This is a genomic window from Alteromonas sp. a30 (genome assembly GCF_026788005.1).
In the GTDB taxonomy this organism is placed as follows: Bacteria; Pseudomonadota; Gammaproteobacteria; order Enterobacterales; family Alteromonadaceae; genus Paraneptunicella.
Map to the genome: position 1 here is coordinate 177,271 of NZ_JABEPE010000008.1, position 15,517 is coordinate 192,787.

General features: G+C 41.6%; 15 protein-coding genes and 1 rRNA gene. 11 read left to right on the forward strand and 5 right to left on the reverse strand.

Annotated features, from left to right (window positions below; genetic code table 11):
- Positions 1-8 precede the first annotated feature (8 nt).
- On the forward strand, positions 9-599 hold the full coding sequence (slmA, locus tag HJG39_RS10115; protein ID WP_268408939.1) for a nucleoid occlusion factor SlmA: 591 nt from the start codon (positions 9-11) through the stop codon (positions 597-599).
- Between the two features lie 94 nt (positions 600-693).
- On the opposite strand, the gene HJG39_RS10120 is transcribed toward slmA, so the two are convergent.
- Entirely contained in the window at positions 694-2,340 is a 1,647-nt protein-coding gene (locus HJG39_RS10120) for a M28 family metallopeptidase (RefSeq protein ID WP_268408941.1), read from the reverse strand.
- A 129-nt stretch (positions 2,341-2,469) separates the two neighbouring features.
- Between HJG39_RS10120 and HJG39_RS10125 the strand changes: the two genes are divergently transcribed.
- The 5 genes from HJG39_RS10125 (at position 2,470) to HJG39_RS10145 (ending at position 6,594) form a co-directional block, all read left to right on the forward strand.
- On the forward strand, positions 2,470-3,039 hold the full coding sequence (locus HJG39_RS10125; RefSeq protein WP_268408943.1) for a TetR/AcrR family transcriptional regulator: 570 nt from the start codon (positions 2,470-2,472) through the stop codon (positions 3,037-3,039).
- A 4-nt stretch (positions 3,040-3,043) separates the two neighbouring features.
- Positions 3,044-3,769, forward strand: coding sequence for a TetR family transcriptional regulator (locus HJG39_RS10130; RefSeq protein WP_268408945.1), 726 nt, complete (start codon positions 3,044-3,046; stop codon positions 3,767-3,769).
- A gap of 83 nt (positions 3,770-3,852) precedes the next feature.
- The gene (locus HJG39_RS10135) at positions 3,853-4,179 is read left to right on the forward strand and encodes a DUF1820 family protein (protein ID WP_268408946.1); all 327 of its coding nucleotides are present in this window, start codon (positions 3,853-3,855) and stop codon (positions 4,177-4,179) included.
- A 108-nt stretch (positions 4,180-4,287) separates the two neighbouring features.
- A complete protein-coding gene (locus HJG39_RS10140) occupies positions 4,288-6,027 on the forward strand; it encodes a DUF885 domain-containing protein (RefSeq protein ID WP_268408948.1) in 1,740 nt (579 codons plus the stop codon).
- A 36-nt stretch (positions 6,028-6,063) separates the two neighbouring features.
- The gene (locus HJG39_RS10145) at positions 6,064-6,594 is read left to right on the forward strand and encodes a hypothetical protein (RefSeq protein ID WP_268408950.1); all 531 of its coding nucleotides are present in this window, start codon (positions 6,064-6,066) and stop codon (positions 6,592-6,594) included.
- 7 nt (positions 6,595-6,601) lie between these two features.
- Here HJG39_RS10145 and tmpT read toward each other — a convergent pair whose 3' ends face one another.
- On the reverse strand, positions 6,602-7,234 hold the full coding sequence (gene tmpT / locus HJG39_RS10150; protein WP_268408952.1) for a thiopurine S-methyltransferase: 633 nt from the start codon (positions 7,232-7,234) through the stop codon (positions 6,602-6,604).
- A 42-nt stretch (positions 7,235-7,276) separates the two neighbouring features.
- Positions 7,277-7,738: an EVE domain-containing protein gene (locus HJG39_RS10155; RefSeq protein WP_268408954.1), complete on the reverse strand. Its 462-nt coding sequence runs from the start codon at positions 7,736-7,738 to the stop codon at positions 7,277-7,279.
- A gap of 151 nt (positions 7,739-7,889) precedes the next feature.
- On the opposite strand from HJG39_RS10155, the gene HJG39_RS10160 reads away from it, so the two are divergent.
- Together HJG39_RS10160 and HJG39_RS10165 are read left to right on the forward strand one after the other, a co-directional pair.
- Positions 7,890-8,348 (forward strand): hypothetical protein, encoded by a 459-nt coding sequence (locus tag HJG39_RS10160; protein ID WP_268408956.1) that lies wholly within the window; start codon positions 7,890-7,892, stop codon positions 8,346-8,348.
- Positions 8,349-8,364: 16 nt separating this feature from the next.
- Positions 8,365-8,550 (forward strand): hypothetical protein, encoded by a 186-nt coding sequence (locus HJG39_RS10165; protein WP_268408958.1) that lies wholly within the window; start codon positions 8,365-8,367, stop codon positions 8,548-8,550.
- Positions 8,551-8,568: 18 nt separating this feature from the next.
- On the opposite strand, the gene HJG39_RS10170 is transcribed toward HJG39_RS10165, so the two are convergent.
- Complete coding sequence (locus tag HJG39_RS10170) at positions 8,569-9,780, reverse strand: iron-containing alcohol dehydrogenase (protein ID WP_268408960.1); 1,212 nt, start codon at positions 9,778-9,780, stop codon at positions 8,569-8,571.
- Between the two features lie 247 nt (positions 9,781-10,027).
- On the opposite strand from HJG39_RS10170, the gene imuA reads away from it, so the two are divergent.
- Genes imuA through HJG39_RS10185 form a run of 3 tightly spaced genes read left to right on the forward strand, consistent with a single transcriptional unit; the run spans position 10,028 to position 15,245 of the window.
- The gene (imuA, locus tag HJG39_RS10175) at positions 10,028-10,702 is read left to right on the forward strand and encodes a translesion DNA synthesis-associated protein ImuA (protein ID WP_268408962.1); all 675 of its coding nucleotides are present in this window, start codon (positions 10,028-10,030) and stop codon (positions 10,700-10,702) included.
- Between the two features lie 13 nt (positions 10,703-10,715).
- On the forward strand, positions 10,716-12,143 hold the full coding sequence (locus tag HJG39_RS10180; protein WP_268408964.1) for a Y-family DNA polymerase: 1,428 nt from the start codon (positions 10,716-10,718) through the stop codon (positions 12,141-12,143).
- A 9-nt stretch (positions 12,144-12,152) separates the two neighbouring features.
- Complete coding sequence (locus HJG39_RS10185; protein ID WP_268408966.1) at positions 12,153-15,245, forward strand: error-prone DNA polymerase; 3,093 nt, start codon at positions 12,153-12,155, stop codon at positions 15,243-15,245.
- Positions 15,246-15,443: 198 nt separating this feature from the next.
- Here HJG39_RS10185 and rrf read toward each other — a convergent pair.
- A 5S ribosomal RNA gene (rrf, locus tag HJG39_RS19430) occupies positions 15,444-15,517 on the reverse strand; the annotation flags it as partial.

Below are 15,517 nucleotides of genomic sequence, written 5' to 3' on the forward strand. Positions count from 1 at the left end.
GAACGATTATGCCTGCGAATAAAAAGAACAATCGCCGAGGTCAGATACTCCAGTGCCTCGCGAGCATGTTAGAAACCAGTCATGGACAGAGAATTACGACCGCGAAATTGGCCGCTGAAGTGGGTGTTTCAGAAGCGGCTTTGTACCGTCACTTCCCGAGTAAAGCTCGTATGTTCGAGGGTTTGATTGAGTTCATTGAAGAAACACTCTTCAGTCGAATCAATAAAATTATTGATGAGGAAAAAGACACAATCACTCGCTGCCAACTTATTATGCACCTGATTTTAGGATTTGCAGAAAAAAACCCCGGCATTAGTCGTATTCTTAACGGTGATGCCCTGCAAGGCGAGCAAGAAAGATTAAGAACTCGTATTGCCCAGCTTTTCGAGCGTTTAGAAACGCAAATGCGTCAAATACTACGAGAGAGAAAGCTCAGAGAAGGTAAAGCGCTTCCAACGGACGAAGCACTTATTGCAAACTTCCTGATCTGTTTTGTAGATGGGCGCATTGGGCAGTTTGTTCGTTCTGAGTTTGCGCATCGTCCTACAGAAAATTTCAGCCCTCAGTGGCAGTTTATTCGTACTCGATTCTTTGACTAATAGGCTAACTCAGATTCACCTAACGTCCTTTGTTTGCTTACAGTAGGATAAGGTTCTATTTGAGAACCTTATCCTGACGTTGCTGTTTTATGGCTTATTTAACCGGCTGCTTAAAGGTATCTCCGAAGAAGTCACCTTGGTTCCAAGCTGGTTTCCTTTCCTGATTCGCCACTTCGTCACCAATCATCACGTTTACATCAGCAAATTTCTTAATGGCATTATTGTTAAAGTCATCGTGAAATTCATCTGCTGGCATGTGGTATCTGGTAGCGAAGAATTCTGCAAAAATCTTTGCCCCTGCGTCAGGACTTTCTGCCGTTGCTAATCCCGGCGCTAAAAACACAGAAGGCACACCTTGTTTGACAAAGCTGTAGTGATCTGAACGCGTGAAAATAGCCTGTTCAGGCCACGGATCCGGGCTCAGCTTTAAACCTAAACGTTGTGCCGCATTCGATACCGTTTTAGATAAATCACTATGATTTGCACCAAAAGCAATTACATCCACAAAGTCCCATAACAAAATAGGCATATCTAAGTTAATATTCGCCACCATAGAAGTAACTGGAACGGTAGGGTTTTGTGCGAAATAATCGGAACCCAGCAAGCCTTTTTCTTCTGCGGTTACGGCAACAAACAGAATCGAGCGCTTGGGCGCAGGCATCTGACTAAAGACTCTAGCCGTTTCCAATAACACCGCAGTGCCACTGGCATTATCCATTGCACCATTGTTAATACGATCCTTTTTTACTGATTTGGCAATACCGGTATGATCGCTATGAGCGGTAAAAACCACGTATTCATGTTTCAGTTCAGGATCGCTGCCTTCTAGCAATCCCACAACATTAGGGCTGGAAATTGTGGTGTAAGCGCTTTTTGAACTCAGTTCCATACTGGCATTTAAAGGGAAGCCTTTAGGAACTTTATCTTCTTCTAACATGGCATAGATGTCTTCCAAGCTAGTAGAAGCTTTTTCAAACAAAACTTTCGCCGCTTCTTGACTGAAATACGCACCGCCTAATAATTCAGGATGCGTTGAAGCTGGCGTACCATCTGCTTTTAACCAACGAAGTGAAGGCGCATGTAAATTCGTTAAGTAGCGCTTATAGGGACGGATTTTCTCTGCTACCGGTGTGCTCACCGTAATAATGCCTTTGGCCCCACGCTCTACTGCATATTTTGTTTTTTGACGCCCAGAAGCGAAGTGGGCACCTTCCTCACTAGGGAAAAATTTCGGCTTGCCGGACAACATTGCAACGATTTTACCCTTAACGTCCAGTCCAGCGTAATCATCATGTTTTAATTCTGGTGCAACTATGCCGTAACCCACAAACACAATATCGCCAGATAATGCAACCTCTGGATGATTTTGATTAGCCGAAGTAATGTATTGTTTAGGGTAATCTAATGCTTGCGCTTTACCATTCACAGTCAGTGTTAGAGCAGGTGAATCTTGATCGATAAGCGCATGACGAAAGTTCACTCTTTGGAAGTATGTGCCATTTTCACCTTTAGGCTTGAGTCCATACTGCTGAAATTGAGAAGCAATGTATAAAGAAGCTATTTCGTGTCCGGGAGTACCTGTTTCTCGCCCCCTTAATTCATCATGAGAAAGAAAGGTAAGATGTGCTTTGATGGCATCAATATTAGCTTCAGGTAAAGATTCAGCCTGACTTGGAGCAGCGATTATCGAGGATATAATTATCGCAGAAAATGCTGACCAATAACGGTATAAGTACTTCATTGTTAACATCTCTTATTATTTTTTGGGCTATTTGAAAACGCACATTATGTGATTAAACTGGGTTTTTCCAGCTTGACTGATTAAATTAATACTTTAAGCTCAAAGAACAGCTATTCTTTGGGAACAATTATGGCCAGAAAAGCGCTATACAGTGTAGAAGAGGTGTTGTCCAACGCAATTCAAGTTTTCTTGGAGCATGGGTATAACGGTGCAGTGATGGACGAAATTATTGCCAGAACAGACTTCAATCGCCGCGGTTTTTATATGGAATTCGGCAGTAAACAGGCTTTTCTTTACCGAGTATTAGAGCACTATATCAAGACTCACCTCGATCCTATCTTTGTTCATCTTGAGCAAAACGCGGGATTACCTTCCATTCATGCATTTTTCAAAGATTATATTCAACTGGTGAAAGGCCGAGGATGCTTGCTTGTGAATATCGTTACAGAAATGGGCTTCGATGATGAACCTGTTCGCGATATTGGCCGCCATCATTTAGACCGTCTTGAAATTGGATTCATTGGTTGCCTTGAAAAAGGACTTGAACAACACCAAGTAAAATCAGGACTGAATATTGAAGCCACCGCACTACAGTTATGTAACTACGTGCAAGGCTTTGCTGTAACGGCGATACTAGCAGGACAGACTGACGAGCTTGATCTTGCAACCAACGCCTTGCTTGAACCATTAGCGGCTTAACACAATGACAGATTTTAAACGCGCCAGAAACCCTGAAGCAAAAGAAGTTCGTAAACACAGTATTCTTGAGGCTGCTACGACGCTGTATCAAGAAAACCCCGTAGCACTTCCAACCACCAGCCAAATCAGTAAAAAGTGCAACATCAGTAAAGGTGCACTCTACTTATACTTTAAAACCAAAGAAGAAATATTTTTGTCGATAGTGGAAACATACCAACTGGAATGGCTCGATATTTTCAGTCTGGACGACATCGACAGCACTCAAGAAAAAATAGAACCAGCTCAATTACAAGCTTCCCTTGATAAAGCTTGCTCTTATGCCTCCCAGCATCCGATTTTTATGCACCTAGCAAGCATGAGTAGCAATACAATCGAACCTAATATTGATACCAAAATTCTACTCACGCACAAAAATACCATCGGAAACAAAATTAGTAAGCTAGCCCAATCCACCAGCGAAAAACTACCAATGCTAACTAGCGCGCAAATTGCCTCTTTGATCATACGCTCTTATTCTACATTGCTAGGGCTTTGGCAAGTAAGCGGGCCTATTGAACATGTGAATAAAGTTCTAAAAACATCGGACCTTCATATTTTTACCCCTGACTTTGAAGCAACATCCCGAGAAATGTTGAAGCAAATTTGGATGGATGAAATCAATAATAGCAAGCAAGAAAAAGGCGGCTTGCTTGGTCGTTTATTTTCAAATAATTCAAAATGGTCAAACTAGCCACTCACGGCACAACAGTAGTGACTTGGCGAAGCTTATTTTGGTCGCTAAAATGCGCACCTACTTTTTACTGAGCATTTAATATGAGTACAGCAAAAAAACCACTTTATCGTATTCAATTTATTAATAACGGTGAACATTACGAACTCTATGTTCATGAGCTATTACAAAGCCACTTATTTGGTTTTATTGAAATTGGCGACTTTGTTTGGGATACCCACACCAGCTTAGTGCTCGACCCTAGTCACGAGAAACTCAAAAACGAATTTAGCAATGTAAACCGTACTTATATTCCGCTTCACAGCATTATTAAAATTGATGAAGTAAAAGAAAGGGGCACCGCTAAAATTTCAGAGTTAAGTGATAAGATAGCTCAATTCCCAAAACCAATTTATACCCCAAAAAACTAAATTTTCAGGCACTCTGGCGCATTAATTGGTCATAGCTATTGGTTTTCTGTGGGTTTATGATAGAAACGGAGTCCACGTTTTGATCAAGACCCGAGCAACAAGAATCATATGAAAAGAATTTTACTGAGCTGCCTACTACTTTTGGCGGCGCCTGCCTTCGCAGATGCTAAACAAGATCTTCACAAACTACTCGATGAGATCTGGCAATTCCAGCTAGAAGAGCATCCTGTAATGGCAACACGTTATGGATTAACCGAGCACAACCATGAGCTTGAAGATTTATCACCTGCAACGTTAAAGCGAATTAACAGCGCAAACCGTGAGTTCTTATCACGCTTAAATAATATCAAAATCGCAGAGCTTGACCGCGTTGATCAAATTAGCCATCAAGTACAAGCTTATTACTTAAAGAATGAGGTTGATGCCTATGAGTTTGGTCGACACATGCTGCCCTTTACCTCTGAGTCAGGCTTTTTTAGTGCTTTGGCGTTTTTACCGAACACTCACCAATTTTCAACCGAGCAAGATTATCAACAGTATTTGTCTCGCTTAAGCAAGTTTCCTCGTTATTTTGAGCAACAAATTTACTGGTTGAAACAAGGTATTGAAAAAGGAATGACGCAGCCTAAAGTAATCATGAATGGCTTGCCAGAAACCGTTGAAAATTTCTATAACGCTAACGCAACACAAAGCACGTTTTATCGTCCATTTAAAACATTCGGTAAAGATATAGACGATGCAGCAATAGCGCGCTTACAAAAACAAGCAAAGGCGGTTATTGAAGCGAAGGTATTTCCGGCTTATAAGCGCTTCCACGACTTCTTAGTTGAGGAATATATTCCAAATGCAAAAGATGATATTGCAGCCTATTCGTGGCCAAATGGCGAGGCTTACTATCAAAACCGCACAGAACACTTCACAACAACAGATATGAGCGTTGATGCCATTCATCAGCTAGGCTTGAAGGAAGTCGCTCGCATCCGGGCAGAAATGCAAGACGTAATTAAAAGTGTTGGTTTTGAGGGTAGCTTTAAAGAGTTTGTACATTTTTTAAGAACCGATCCTCAATTCTATGCTAAATCTGAAAAAGAATTGATGCATTACGCGGCTTACTTATCAAAGCGTATAGATGGGAAATTACCGAAACTGTTTTCCTATTTACCAAGAACGCCTTACGGTGTTGAACCCGTACCTGCTAGCATCGCTGCGAAGTATACAACAGGCCGTTACATCAGCCCTTCAAACAAGAAAGAACCCGGTTATTATTGGGTAAATACATATAAACTTGATAAGCGCCCTTTATATTCATTACCCGCTTTAACGCTTCATGAAGCGGTTCCTGGGCATCATCTACAAATTGCGCTAGCAATGGAACTTGAAGGCTTACCAAAAGTCAGAACAGATGGTTATATTTCAGCATTTGGTGAAGGCTGGGGATTGTATTCTGAATATTTAGGTAAAGAAGTCGATTTTTACGAGACACCTTATGATGACTTTGGTCGTTTGAGTTATGAAATGTGGCGTGCGGCCCGACTTGTTGTTGATACTGGAATGCACAGCAAAGGTTGGAGTAGACAACAATCCATCGATTTTATGCTAGAAAATACGGCGCTATCAGAACTTAACATTATCAGTGAAATTGATCGTTATATAAGTTGGCCAGCTCAAGCACTATCATACAAAATAGGCGAATTAACCATTAAACGACTCCGCGCCAAAGCGGAAACCACACTCAAGCAAAAATTTGATGTAAGAGCGTTTCATAAAGCCGTATTGGAACATGGTCCTGTGCCACTTTCAGTGTTGGAACAAAACATCGATATATACATAAAAGAAGCCCTGAATTAGGGGCTTCTCAATACGGACAGACTAAGAGACTCAACTATGCTGCTTATCTTTCTCGCCATTATTGGCTTTATGTTGTTATTAGTAATTTATTTCTTTATTCGAGCCCAAGGCATTGAAAAGGAATTGAATCGCTACAAACATCAAGCGAAGATCTCGGGAGCGCAAGCTAAGAATGGGCTTATGACCATTGATGCTCTTGCTGTTGAATTACAAAAGATGCTAACTGACCGCCTAGAAGCAGCTAGGCGACGTCAGTTAATTGGAGGGGAGCATCACGATGCCGTGCGAGCCTTATTTAATCAAATAGAAAGAGTGGTCATGTATTGCAGTGAGAATAATGCCACCGTCGCTGATGCATTAGCAGTGTGTTTAAAAGGCCAGAGTCCGGGACTGTCAGAAATAAAACTGTTCATATCCAAGCAGCCCAATGAGGTCAAACTTCCTTGGAGTAGAAACAATATTAATGCATTCATTACTACCTGTATAAATATAGCTGTTCTGCTTGATAAACCCCCTTCTAAAAATCAAGAATCAGAAGAAGCTTCCAATTCACCAGAAACACCATAATCAAGATTTAATTTAATAACCAGACTTCCTCGATTGGGGCAACCTTACGCTTAATCTTAGCGTAATATTGTTGTTTATCGGCCAAAGTAACAGTGTAATATTGCTCGTAGTGAGCCCGAACTTCTTTTTCATCTATTGAAAAGGGAGGGCCTGACATCACACTTTGATCATATTCAAAACAGATGACCAGCTGCGGAGCCCTCTTACTAATTTGCACTAAGTGTTTACAGTATTGCTCACGCATCTCAGATGGTAGTGCAACTAATGCGGCTCGGTCATAGATTGCATCTATCTGACCAATTTGCTCCTGCGTAATGTTAAAAATATCGCCAACAAATACATTCAACTGTGATGCTTGATATAACTTCAATTCACCAATATCTTGCACCTTAGGGGAGACATTCAGCGAGTCAAACAATTGCTGGATAGCCAACTCACTCAATTCAGCCCCAATCACGGTATAGCCTTTTGAGATCAACCAAGCTATATCTAACGTTTTCCCACACAGAGGCAAAAATATTCGAGCGGCCTCCGGTAGTTTGAGTTTATCAATATTCGCTACGAGTAAAGGATTGACTTCTCTTTCATGAAAAGCGATATCATTGCTTTCCCATTTTTGATGCCAAAAATCTGCTTGCATTGTGTTTCCTCCTATAACGCATTCCCATGGATGGAATGACTATTACCGTGCTAACGCCAATAGAATTTCCGCTTCATTTTGTAAAACCGGCATAATTGAAAGCCGATGACCTTTTTTCACAACTCCCAACTCGCTAATCGCAGGTTCCGATTTAATTTTGCTTAAGGGTAAAACGGAGGGGAATTTTTCGACAAACTTCACATCAACCATATACCAGCGCGGATTCTCCGGATCCGACTTAGGATCATGATAAGGGGAATCAGGATCAAATTGTGTATGGTCGGGATACCCTGATTTCACCACCTCGGCTAAGCCAGCAATACCAATGTTTTTACAACTCGAGTGATAAATGAAAACGTTATCGCCTACTTTTATTTCATCACGCAGATAATTTCGTGCCTGATAGTTTCGTACGCCATCCCAATGCTCCGTTTGTTCTGGCATCGCTGCTAAGTCGTCAATGCTAAAAGCAGCCGGTTCAGCTTTAAATAACCAGTAATTCATAAAAATGTCTCTTATTTTAATTGTGGGATGAAGAGGTACAAAAACAAACCTCAAAAGACTTATTGATAATCATTCTCATTTGCATTAGTTTAGAAAAAGATTCTATAAATGACAACGAACGTTATACCTCATTATCTTTTTGGAGAAACCTATGCACCAACAATTTCTATGCCCAGTTCATCGTAAATGGGTTTCTATGTACCCTCTCGAAGCACTTGAACATATTGATGTGGCAAAGTGTAAAGGTGATCAACTTCGTCAACAACAACGTTGGTCCGAAGCGCTTCCATTTCTTGGTAGTGCATTAGAAATGACGGAGATTGTAATGAAGGAAGAGCCACAAATCAGCAACCGATTGGGACTTTTATACACAGCTCTGTCGGTTGAGGTGGCAGATACCTTTTATCGCCTAGAAGAACCGCTACTTGCCTCGGACTTTTTAATCGAAAGCGCAGACTGGTTACATGAATTATCTTGTTCAGGAAACGTAGCTGAAACTAAAAAAACACGCTGGCAAGAATGCATTTCCACCTTGAAACGTGGCGCAGTTTTTTTTACGGAAATTCTGCAACATCCCCATGTTCATCACCGACACGTAAACTTGCATTAAATTTGGAGGTCTACTCATGCGTGCACGTAAACAACAGACTCAAGAAGGATTCGTCTCTTTACACATTCATGCCGATACATTGAAATCGTTGTTAGCAAATAAGTTCTTGTTTATTGAAGATATTCACTGCCCTGATAACGTGAGCAAAATGCGTTTGAAACAGCTTCTACTAGCATCGGTTACGCCGATTAGGCAAGCGTAACCGTTAGTTTGTGAGCATCTAAGCAGGTAACATAGCGCGAATAATGCGCTCACATTGCAACTTATCCATATAGCGCGGAACAGGATATAAGTAATGAGCTTCTTTTAACGCGCCTTTGGCAATAGTGCTAACGTCGTTAGCTTTGAGTGTTTCTAATGTGGTAGGAATGCCAATATCTTGATTCAGCTGCTTAACTGCATCAACAAAACGCTGCGCTAAAACCGCATGGGGTTCACCTGCGACACCAAGCTCTACCACTAAGGCCAGTTCAGCTAAGCGCCGCTGTGCCGCCGGTAAAGAGTATTCTAGAATATGAGGCAAAACGATAGCATTCGCTAACCCATGAGGCGTGTGATAAAAAGCACCAAATTGATGTGCGATAGCATGAACATAACCCAAATTCGCCTTGGTAAAAGCTGCGCCTGCATAAAACGATGCTAGCGCCATGGATTCCCTAGCCTGTTCATTTTTTCCATCGGCATAGCAAATAGGCAAATTCTTCATAATCATCTTAACCGCCGCCAACGCGTAATGATCGGTATCGGGAGCTGCATGTTTCGACAGGTAGGATTCAACCGCGTGCGTTAACGCATCCATTCCTGTTGCCGCTGTAATCGCCGGTGGCAAACCAAGCATTAATGCAGGATCAAGTGCCGCTGCTATCGGAACGAGTTTTGGGTCAATGACTGGTGTTTTCTGGTTTGTAGAGGGATTAGAAACAACCGCAGCAATAGTGGTTTCGGAACCCGTTCCCGCGGTTGTTGGAACAACGAAGAGTGGCAAGCATGGTTGCTTAACCTTCAAAATCCCTGTTAGAGATTCGATTGATTTGTTGTTCGTTACTCTGGCAGCTATTATCTTTGCTGCGTCCATTGGCGAGCCTCCACCAATAGCCAAAATACCATTTGCCTGATGCTCAATAGCAACTTGAACGCCCTTTTCAACAAGATCATAACTTGGATCGGGTAATATCTCATCAAACACAATGTATTGAACACCCAAACGCTCTAATTCGTCGGTAATCTCGGATACCACACCAATCTTAACCAGCATCGCATCTGTAACAATTAGCAGCTTGTCTGAGCCAAAGTGCATAATAGTGCTGCACATTTTCTTTGCTGACCCAGCCCCAGAATAAATAGTAGGTTTAGGCGCTGGTATAAACACAGTCACAAACTTCAGTAAGACCATTAAGATACGATAAAAAATCACTTTTAAAGCAAAAGGCATTTTGAATCCAACCAAGATGTGTTGATGAAATAATCAGTAAAGTAACAGAAGTTACTGGCAACTGGTACTACCATTTACCCTCCTTTCATAATAGAGGGCTGATCTTAGGGTTATACTTGATCTTCTTCACTATTAAATAGTTCTTATTATTAATGACTTAGGCTTATAGCGAAGAAATAATATTACCTCGACGCTTGATTATTTCCTTGTTGGAAATATACTGTGTTTATTTACAGTATATTTCATTATGAACCACATTATTGAACACCTGTTAAACAAACGTACCTTATGGCAAGGACGCTATACCTCAAAACCTAAGCACCTTGTTAGCTCAGGTTATCCTGAGCTGGATGTACAGTTAGATGGCGGCGTCCCCAAGCAAGGTGTAGTGGAATTACAAACTCAACTTGGCATCGGAGAACTTCGCTTACTCATTCCTTTTTTAACGGCATTACACCAGCAGAAACGAACGCTAGTTTTTATTGCTCCACCTTTACATATTAATAGTGAAATGTTGCTGGCGAATGGATTCGAACTAGATAGAGTTTTAGTCATCCAAAGCCAAACTGACGCCGAAAAGCTTTGGGCAGCGGAACAATGCTTAAAAAGTGGTTGCTGTCATACTGTTTTGCTTTGGCAAAATCACCTGCAAGTACATCAAGTCAAGAGGCTGCAACTGGCAGCGCAAAAAGGCGACGCATTACAAGTTATCTTCCGCAATGAAGTACCTTGCCAAGAAGCCTTACCAACCACGCTTAGTTTGCAACTTTACCCTAGTGTAGAAGGTATTCATGTGAAAATTCACCGACGTAAAGGCGCTTGGAATCGTGCTAACTTCAATGTGAATATGCAACCACATTGGCCAGAGCTTATTCGTCATAAAAATAACCTCATTGCCTTTCCCAAAGCGCGCACAGGCTAAAGGAGTTTACCTGATGTCTCCTCTTTGGCTGTACTTGCATTTTCCGAGCATACAATTAGATACGTTGTATTCTTCAGAAGCACAACGCCATCAGCCTATTGCGATTTTAAACACACATAAAAACCAAGTTTGCCAACGTAATCGTATTGCAAAAGAACGCGGTATAACCTTAGGCATGGGGTTAGCGAATGCAGCGATGCTAGAGCCTGATTTATCGGTGATCCCGTACCAAGTTAAAGCGGAAGAAAATAAGCTTCAAGAAATTGCCGATACCCTATATCAAGTCACTTCTGATATTCATTTATTTAAACCTAACGGACTGCTGCTTCGCATTCATAATATGTTAAACCTATACGGTGGGCTAAGTGCTTATTGGGCAGCGCTACGTCTTCAACTTAATGCAACTGGCATTCGATACAACTACGCCACCGGATATGCCCCACTTTGCGCGCGATTGCTCGCCAGAAGACGACACAATGTCATTAGTGATGAAAAGCAGCATATCCAAAATTTACTGCATCAATCACCTATAGAGGCCACCGACTTACCTCCAAGAAATATCGCTCAATTAAAGCGAGTGGGTATTCATAAAGTGGGAGAGCTATTACAGCAGCCCAGAAAGTCTTTAACGAAGCGCTTCGATATTAAATTCATTAATTACTTAGGTCGATTAAATGGGGAACTACAACATCCCATTGAGTTTTATCAACCTAAAGAGCACTTCCATCGTTATCTTACTTTGTTGTTTGATGTAGAACATAAAGAGCAACTCATTTCACCTCTTAGGAAGTTATTAGACGATCTTGAGCATTTTTTAAGGTTTCGAGAACTGCTCACCGAGCAGCTTATTTTCACGTTGCATCAAAGAGATGAACCAGCTCAATGCTTCAAGGTGGGCTCAGTTTCTGGCGACGATAAAGCATCGTCATGGCTTCCCCTAATTGAATTAAAACTAGAAAAAATTCAGCTTTCAGCACCCGTATTTGCAATTGAAGTAGAAGCGGGCAATACACAACCCAAGTCCGCTGAAATAAACGACTTATTTAGCGCCAACGTTATTGGTATTTCTTACGCGCAGCTCATTTCTCTACTCAGTGCAAGATTAGGTGAAAGTGCTTTATTGCATCCGCAAATTGTAAACGATCATCGGCCTGAATATGCGAGTCAATACAGAGAAGCATTGCAGCCGACATTGGAACCATTGTCATTGCAGTTAGCGCAAGAAAAAGCACGCTTAAGGCCAAGCTTTTTATTAAAAACACCTCTACCGCTTCAAGAAAAAACACAGCTTATTTATGGACCGGAACGTATCAGCACTGGTTGGTGGGATGATAACGCCATTACGCGAGACTACTTTATTGCGCGCACTCCGCAAGGACGCTTTTATTGGGTGTATCGCACTCCCTCTCTTTCATGGTTTGTACACGGTATATTTAGTTAAAGGGGTAGGATGTCTTACGCTGAATTGTTTTGCCAAAGCAACTTTTCTTTTCTTACTGGCGCTTCGCACCCGCAAGAGCTTATTCAACAAGCACACTTTTTGGGTTATGAAGCGCTCGCTATCACAGATGAGTGCAGTATTGCTGGCGTTGTAAAGGCTCATACCACCATCAAAAATCACAATTTGGGTATCAAATTAATTATTGGCAGCCTATTTCGATTGAAGCCTGGCCTCGAATTAATCTTGTTATGTCCCAATCACCAAGCTTATTCAGAGCTATGTCGAATCATTACAAATGCCCGGCGACGCTCCCCTAAAGGGGAATATTCCCTCAACGAATGGGACTTAAAAACCAGTAAACATTGTTTGGCGATTTGGCTGCCTAATAATGACAGAAAAGAAAATTTACGTTGGGCAAAATGGTTATTGAAGTATTTTCACAACCGGCTTTGGATAGGTTATCAACGGCATTTAACATGTGAGGAAGCTAGCAGGCAAAAAGAATGTGAATATTTGAGTCAGCAATTCAACATTCCCATTACTGCCTGCGGTGGAGTATTGATGCATAGTCCCGAAAAGCTCGCTCTACAGCATACATTAAGTGCAATTAAGGCAGGTAAGCCGCTAGCGCAAATAGGACAAACGTTGCTATCCAATACGGAACGAAGCTTAAGAAGCATTCCTAAGTTACACAGTCTATTCCCAAACAAATGGATTGCGGAGTCCCGCCACATTGCACAAAAGTGTGGATTTAACCTCGATTGTATTCGTGATGTTTATGCCTATCCTAAAGAGTTGGTTCCTGAAGGTAAGAGCCCAAGCACTTACTTACGAGAATTAGTGCTTAAAGGGCTGAAAAAGCGCTTCTCCGAAAAGCCCCTCAATTATTTTTATATCAAACGCACTCTGATTAAAGAACTGCGTTTGATAAAAGAAATGCAATATGAATATTTCTTTTTGACGATTTTCGACATCATTCAGTTTGCCCAAAGAGCACGGATTCTTTATCAAGGGCGGGGGTCAGCGGCTAATTCAATTGTGTGTTACTGCCTTGAGATTACTGCAGTCGATCCAAGCCAAATAGATGTGCTATTCGAACGATTCATCTCCAAGGAAAGAGCTGAGCCACCCGATATTGATGTGGATTTCGAACATCACCGGCGAGAGGAAGTCATTCAATACATTTATGCTAAATATGGCAGAGAGCGAACGGCTCTAGCCGCGACGGTCATCACCTACCGCTTTAAAAGTGCTTTGCGAGAAGTGGGTAAAATACTCAATATTAATGAAAGTCAGCTCGACTTTTTCATTAAAAACATCGATAGACGAGATAGGGAGGTTGGTTGGGAATCTCAAATTAAAGAGTTAGGTTTAAATAATCAAAAGGGTGTCGGTAAACGTTTAGTCCTGCTAGTAACAGAAATTATTGGTCATCCCCGTCATCTTTCTCAGCACGTAGGAGGCTTTGTGATTGCCTCTGAGCCTCTTTATCAAGTTGTACCGATAGAAAATGCCTCTATGACTGAGCGTACGGTTATTCAATGGGATAAAGATGATCTCGAAAGCCTCGGATTACTGAAAGTCGATGTATTGGCTCTCGGAATGCTTAGCGCTATTAGACGGTGTTTTAACTTAATAGAACAGCATTACAAACTATCCTTAGGAATTGCAGATATTACTCGGCTACCACCGGATCCAAAGGTATACAATATGATTCAACAAGCCGATACGGTGGGTGTTTTTCAGATTGAATCTCGCGCACAAATGAGCATGTTGCCTAGGCTCAAACCTACATGTTACTACGATCTGGTTATTCAAATTGCTATCGTCAGACCCGGCCCAATTCAAGGAGATATGGTTCATCCCTTTTTATTAAGGAGAAGTGGTCTTGAAAAGGAAGACTATCCCTCTGACGAGGTCAAGAAAGTGTTAAGCCGAACCATGGGCGTCCCTATTTTTCAGGAACAAGTTATTAAGCTTGCTATGGTTGCAGCGGGCTTTACTGGCGGCGAAGCAGATCAACTTCGAAGGGCCATGGCAAGTTGGAAGAAAAATGGGGAATTGTTAAAGTTCAGAGATAAACTGGTAAGGGGAATGCTAGAACGAGGTTACAAACAAGCCTTCGCTGAACGAATATTTAAGCAGATATGTGGATTTGGAGAATATGGGTTTCCTGAGTCACACTCTGCCTCCTTTGCGGTTTTAGCCTATGTCTCATCATGGTTGAAGTATTATTATCCCGCAGCATTCTATACAAGCTTACTAAATAGTCTGCCTATGGGCTTTTATCCTGCATCACAACTTTTACAGGATGCTAAACGGCAAAACGTGATCGTACTTCCCATTTGTATCAATCATTCCTATTACGAACACCGCTTAGAGGATTCTAATAGCACCCTTTCTATTAGATTAGGTTTTAAACTAGTTAAGGGTTTTTCGGAAAAGGCCGCGCTTGTGTTACTTAATAACCGCCCTAAAAGTGGTTTTACCAATATTCATCAATTAACTCAGTGTGGCCTACAAACCAGCGAGTTGGAAATGTTAGCTAGTGCGGATGCCATGCACAGCATACAAAAAAGTCGCTTTGCGACTCGTTGGAGTTTGATGAATTCGGAATCGACACTACCGTTATTTGTAAATAATGTTGAGCCCTCTGATGATGTCATAATGAAAGCTCCTACCGACATTGAAGACTTAATAGAAGATTACGCCTCGACTCGGGTATCTATTCGTAATCACCCCATAGCACTGCTAGAAAAGGCAGGATTAACTGGTAAGTTTGTTTGTGCTGCACATTTATCTATGGTCAAACATAAATCGGTTGTCACCGTGGTTGGACTGGTTATAGGTAGGCAATCTCCTGGAACGGCTTCAGGAGTTACCTTTGTTACACTTGAAGACTATACCGGTAATGTAAATGTTGTTGTGTGGTTAGCAACAGCTCGCGCCCAGAGGCCTGCTTTTTTGAAGTCAAAGATAGCCCGCATTACAGGTATTTTGGAAAAAACGAAAGAGGGTGTAACACACCTAATCGCCGGACGTATTGAAGATCTCACTGAGCATTTGGAGAGTTTAATCACGTCCTCTAGAGATTTTCATTAGTAAAACGTTTCATATAGATTGCTTATGACCCTTGCATTAAAGGCTAAGAAACAGGTAAGACTGCACAGATAGCAAGAAACTTAAGTGCATAACAGCACAATTGCTCAAGTTGAGTAGAAAGGCGAAAAATTAAACAAATATCAAATTTAGCAATAAAAAAAGCCCTGCTCGTATGAACAGGGCTTCTTAGGAATGGGAGCCTGGCAGTGTGCTACTCTCACATGGGGAAACCCCACACTACCATCGCCGCTAATACGTTTCACTTCTGAGTT

What these genes read in the sequence shown, in the direction of transcription:
- HJG39_RS10130 (WP_268408945.1), top strand. Translation starts at nt 3,044, where the DNA reads ATGACAGATTTTAAACGCGCCAGAAACCCTGAAGCAAAAGAAGTTCGT.
- HJG39_RS10170 (WP_268408960.1), bottom strand. Translation starts at nt 9,780, where the DNA reads ATGCCTTTTGCTTTAAAAGTGATTTTTTATCGTATCTTAATGGTCTTA.
- HJG39_RS10160 (WP_268408956.1), top strand. Translation starts at nt 7,890, where the DNA reads ATGCACCAACAATTTCTATGCCCAGTTCATCGTAAATGGGTTTCTATG.
- tmpT (WP_268408952.1), bottom strand. Translation starts at nt 7,234, where the DNA reads ATGCAAGCAGATTTTTGGCATCAAAAATGGGAAAGCAATGATATCGCT.
- HJG39_RS10180 (WP_268408964.1), top strand. Translation starts at nt 10,716, where the DNA reads ATGTCTCCTCTTTGGCTGTACTTGCATTTTCCGAGCATACAATTAGAT.
- HJG39_RS10125 (WP_268408943.1), top strand. Translation starts at nt 2,470, where the DNA reads ATGGCCAGAAAAGCGCTATACAGTGTAGAAGAGGTGTTGTCCAACGCA.
- HJG39_RS10145 (WP_268408950.1), top strand. Translation starts at nt 6,064, where the DNA reads ATGCTGCTTATCTTTCTCGCCATTATTGGCTTTATGTTGTTATTAGTA.
- HJG39_RS10120 (WP_268408941.1), bottom strand. Translation starts at nt 2,340, where the DNA reads ATGAAGTACTTATACCGTTATTGGTCAGCATTTTCTGCGATAATTATA.
- imuA (WP_268408962.1), top strand. Translation starts at nt 10,028, where the DNA reads ATGAACCACATTATTGAACACCTGTTAAACAAACGTACCTTATGGCAA.
- HJG39_RS10135 (WP_268408946.1), top strand. Translation starts at nt 3,853, where the DNA reads ATGAGTACAGCAAAAAAACCACTTTATCGTATTCAATTTATTAATAAC.
- HJG39_RS10165 (WP_268408958.1), top strand. Translation starts at nt 8,365, where the DNA reads ATGCGTGCACGTAAACAACAGACTCAAGAAGGATTCGTCTCTTTACAC.
- slmA (WP_268408939.1), top strand. Translation starts at nt 9, where the DNA reads ATGCCTGCGAATAAAAAGAACAATCGCCGAGGTCAGATACTCCAGTGC.
- HJG39_RS10185 (WP_268408966.1), top strand. Translation starts at nt 12,153, where the DNA reads ATGTCTTACGCTGAATTGTTTTGCCAAAGCAACTTTTCTTTTCTTACT.
- HJG39_RS10155 (WP_268408954.1), bottom strand. Translation starts at nt 7,738, where the DNA reads ATGAATTACTGGTTATTTAAAGCTGAACCGGCTGCTTTTAGCATTGAC.
- HJG39_RS10140 (WP_268408948.1), top strand. Translation starts at nt 4,288, where the DNA reads ATGAAAAGAATTTTACTGAGCTGCCTACTACTTTTGGCGGCGCCTGCC.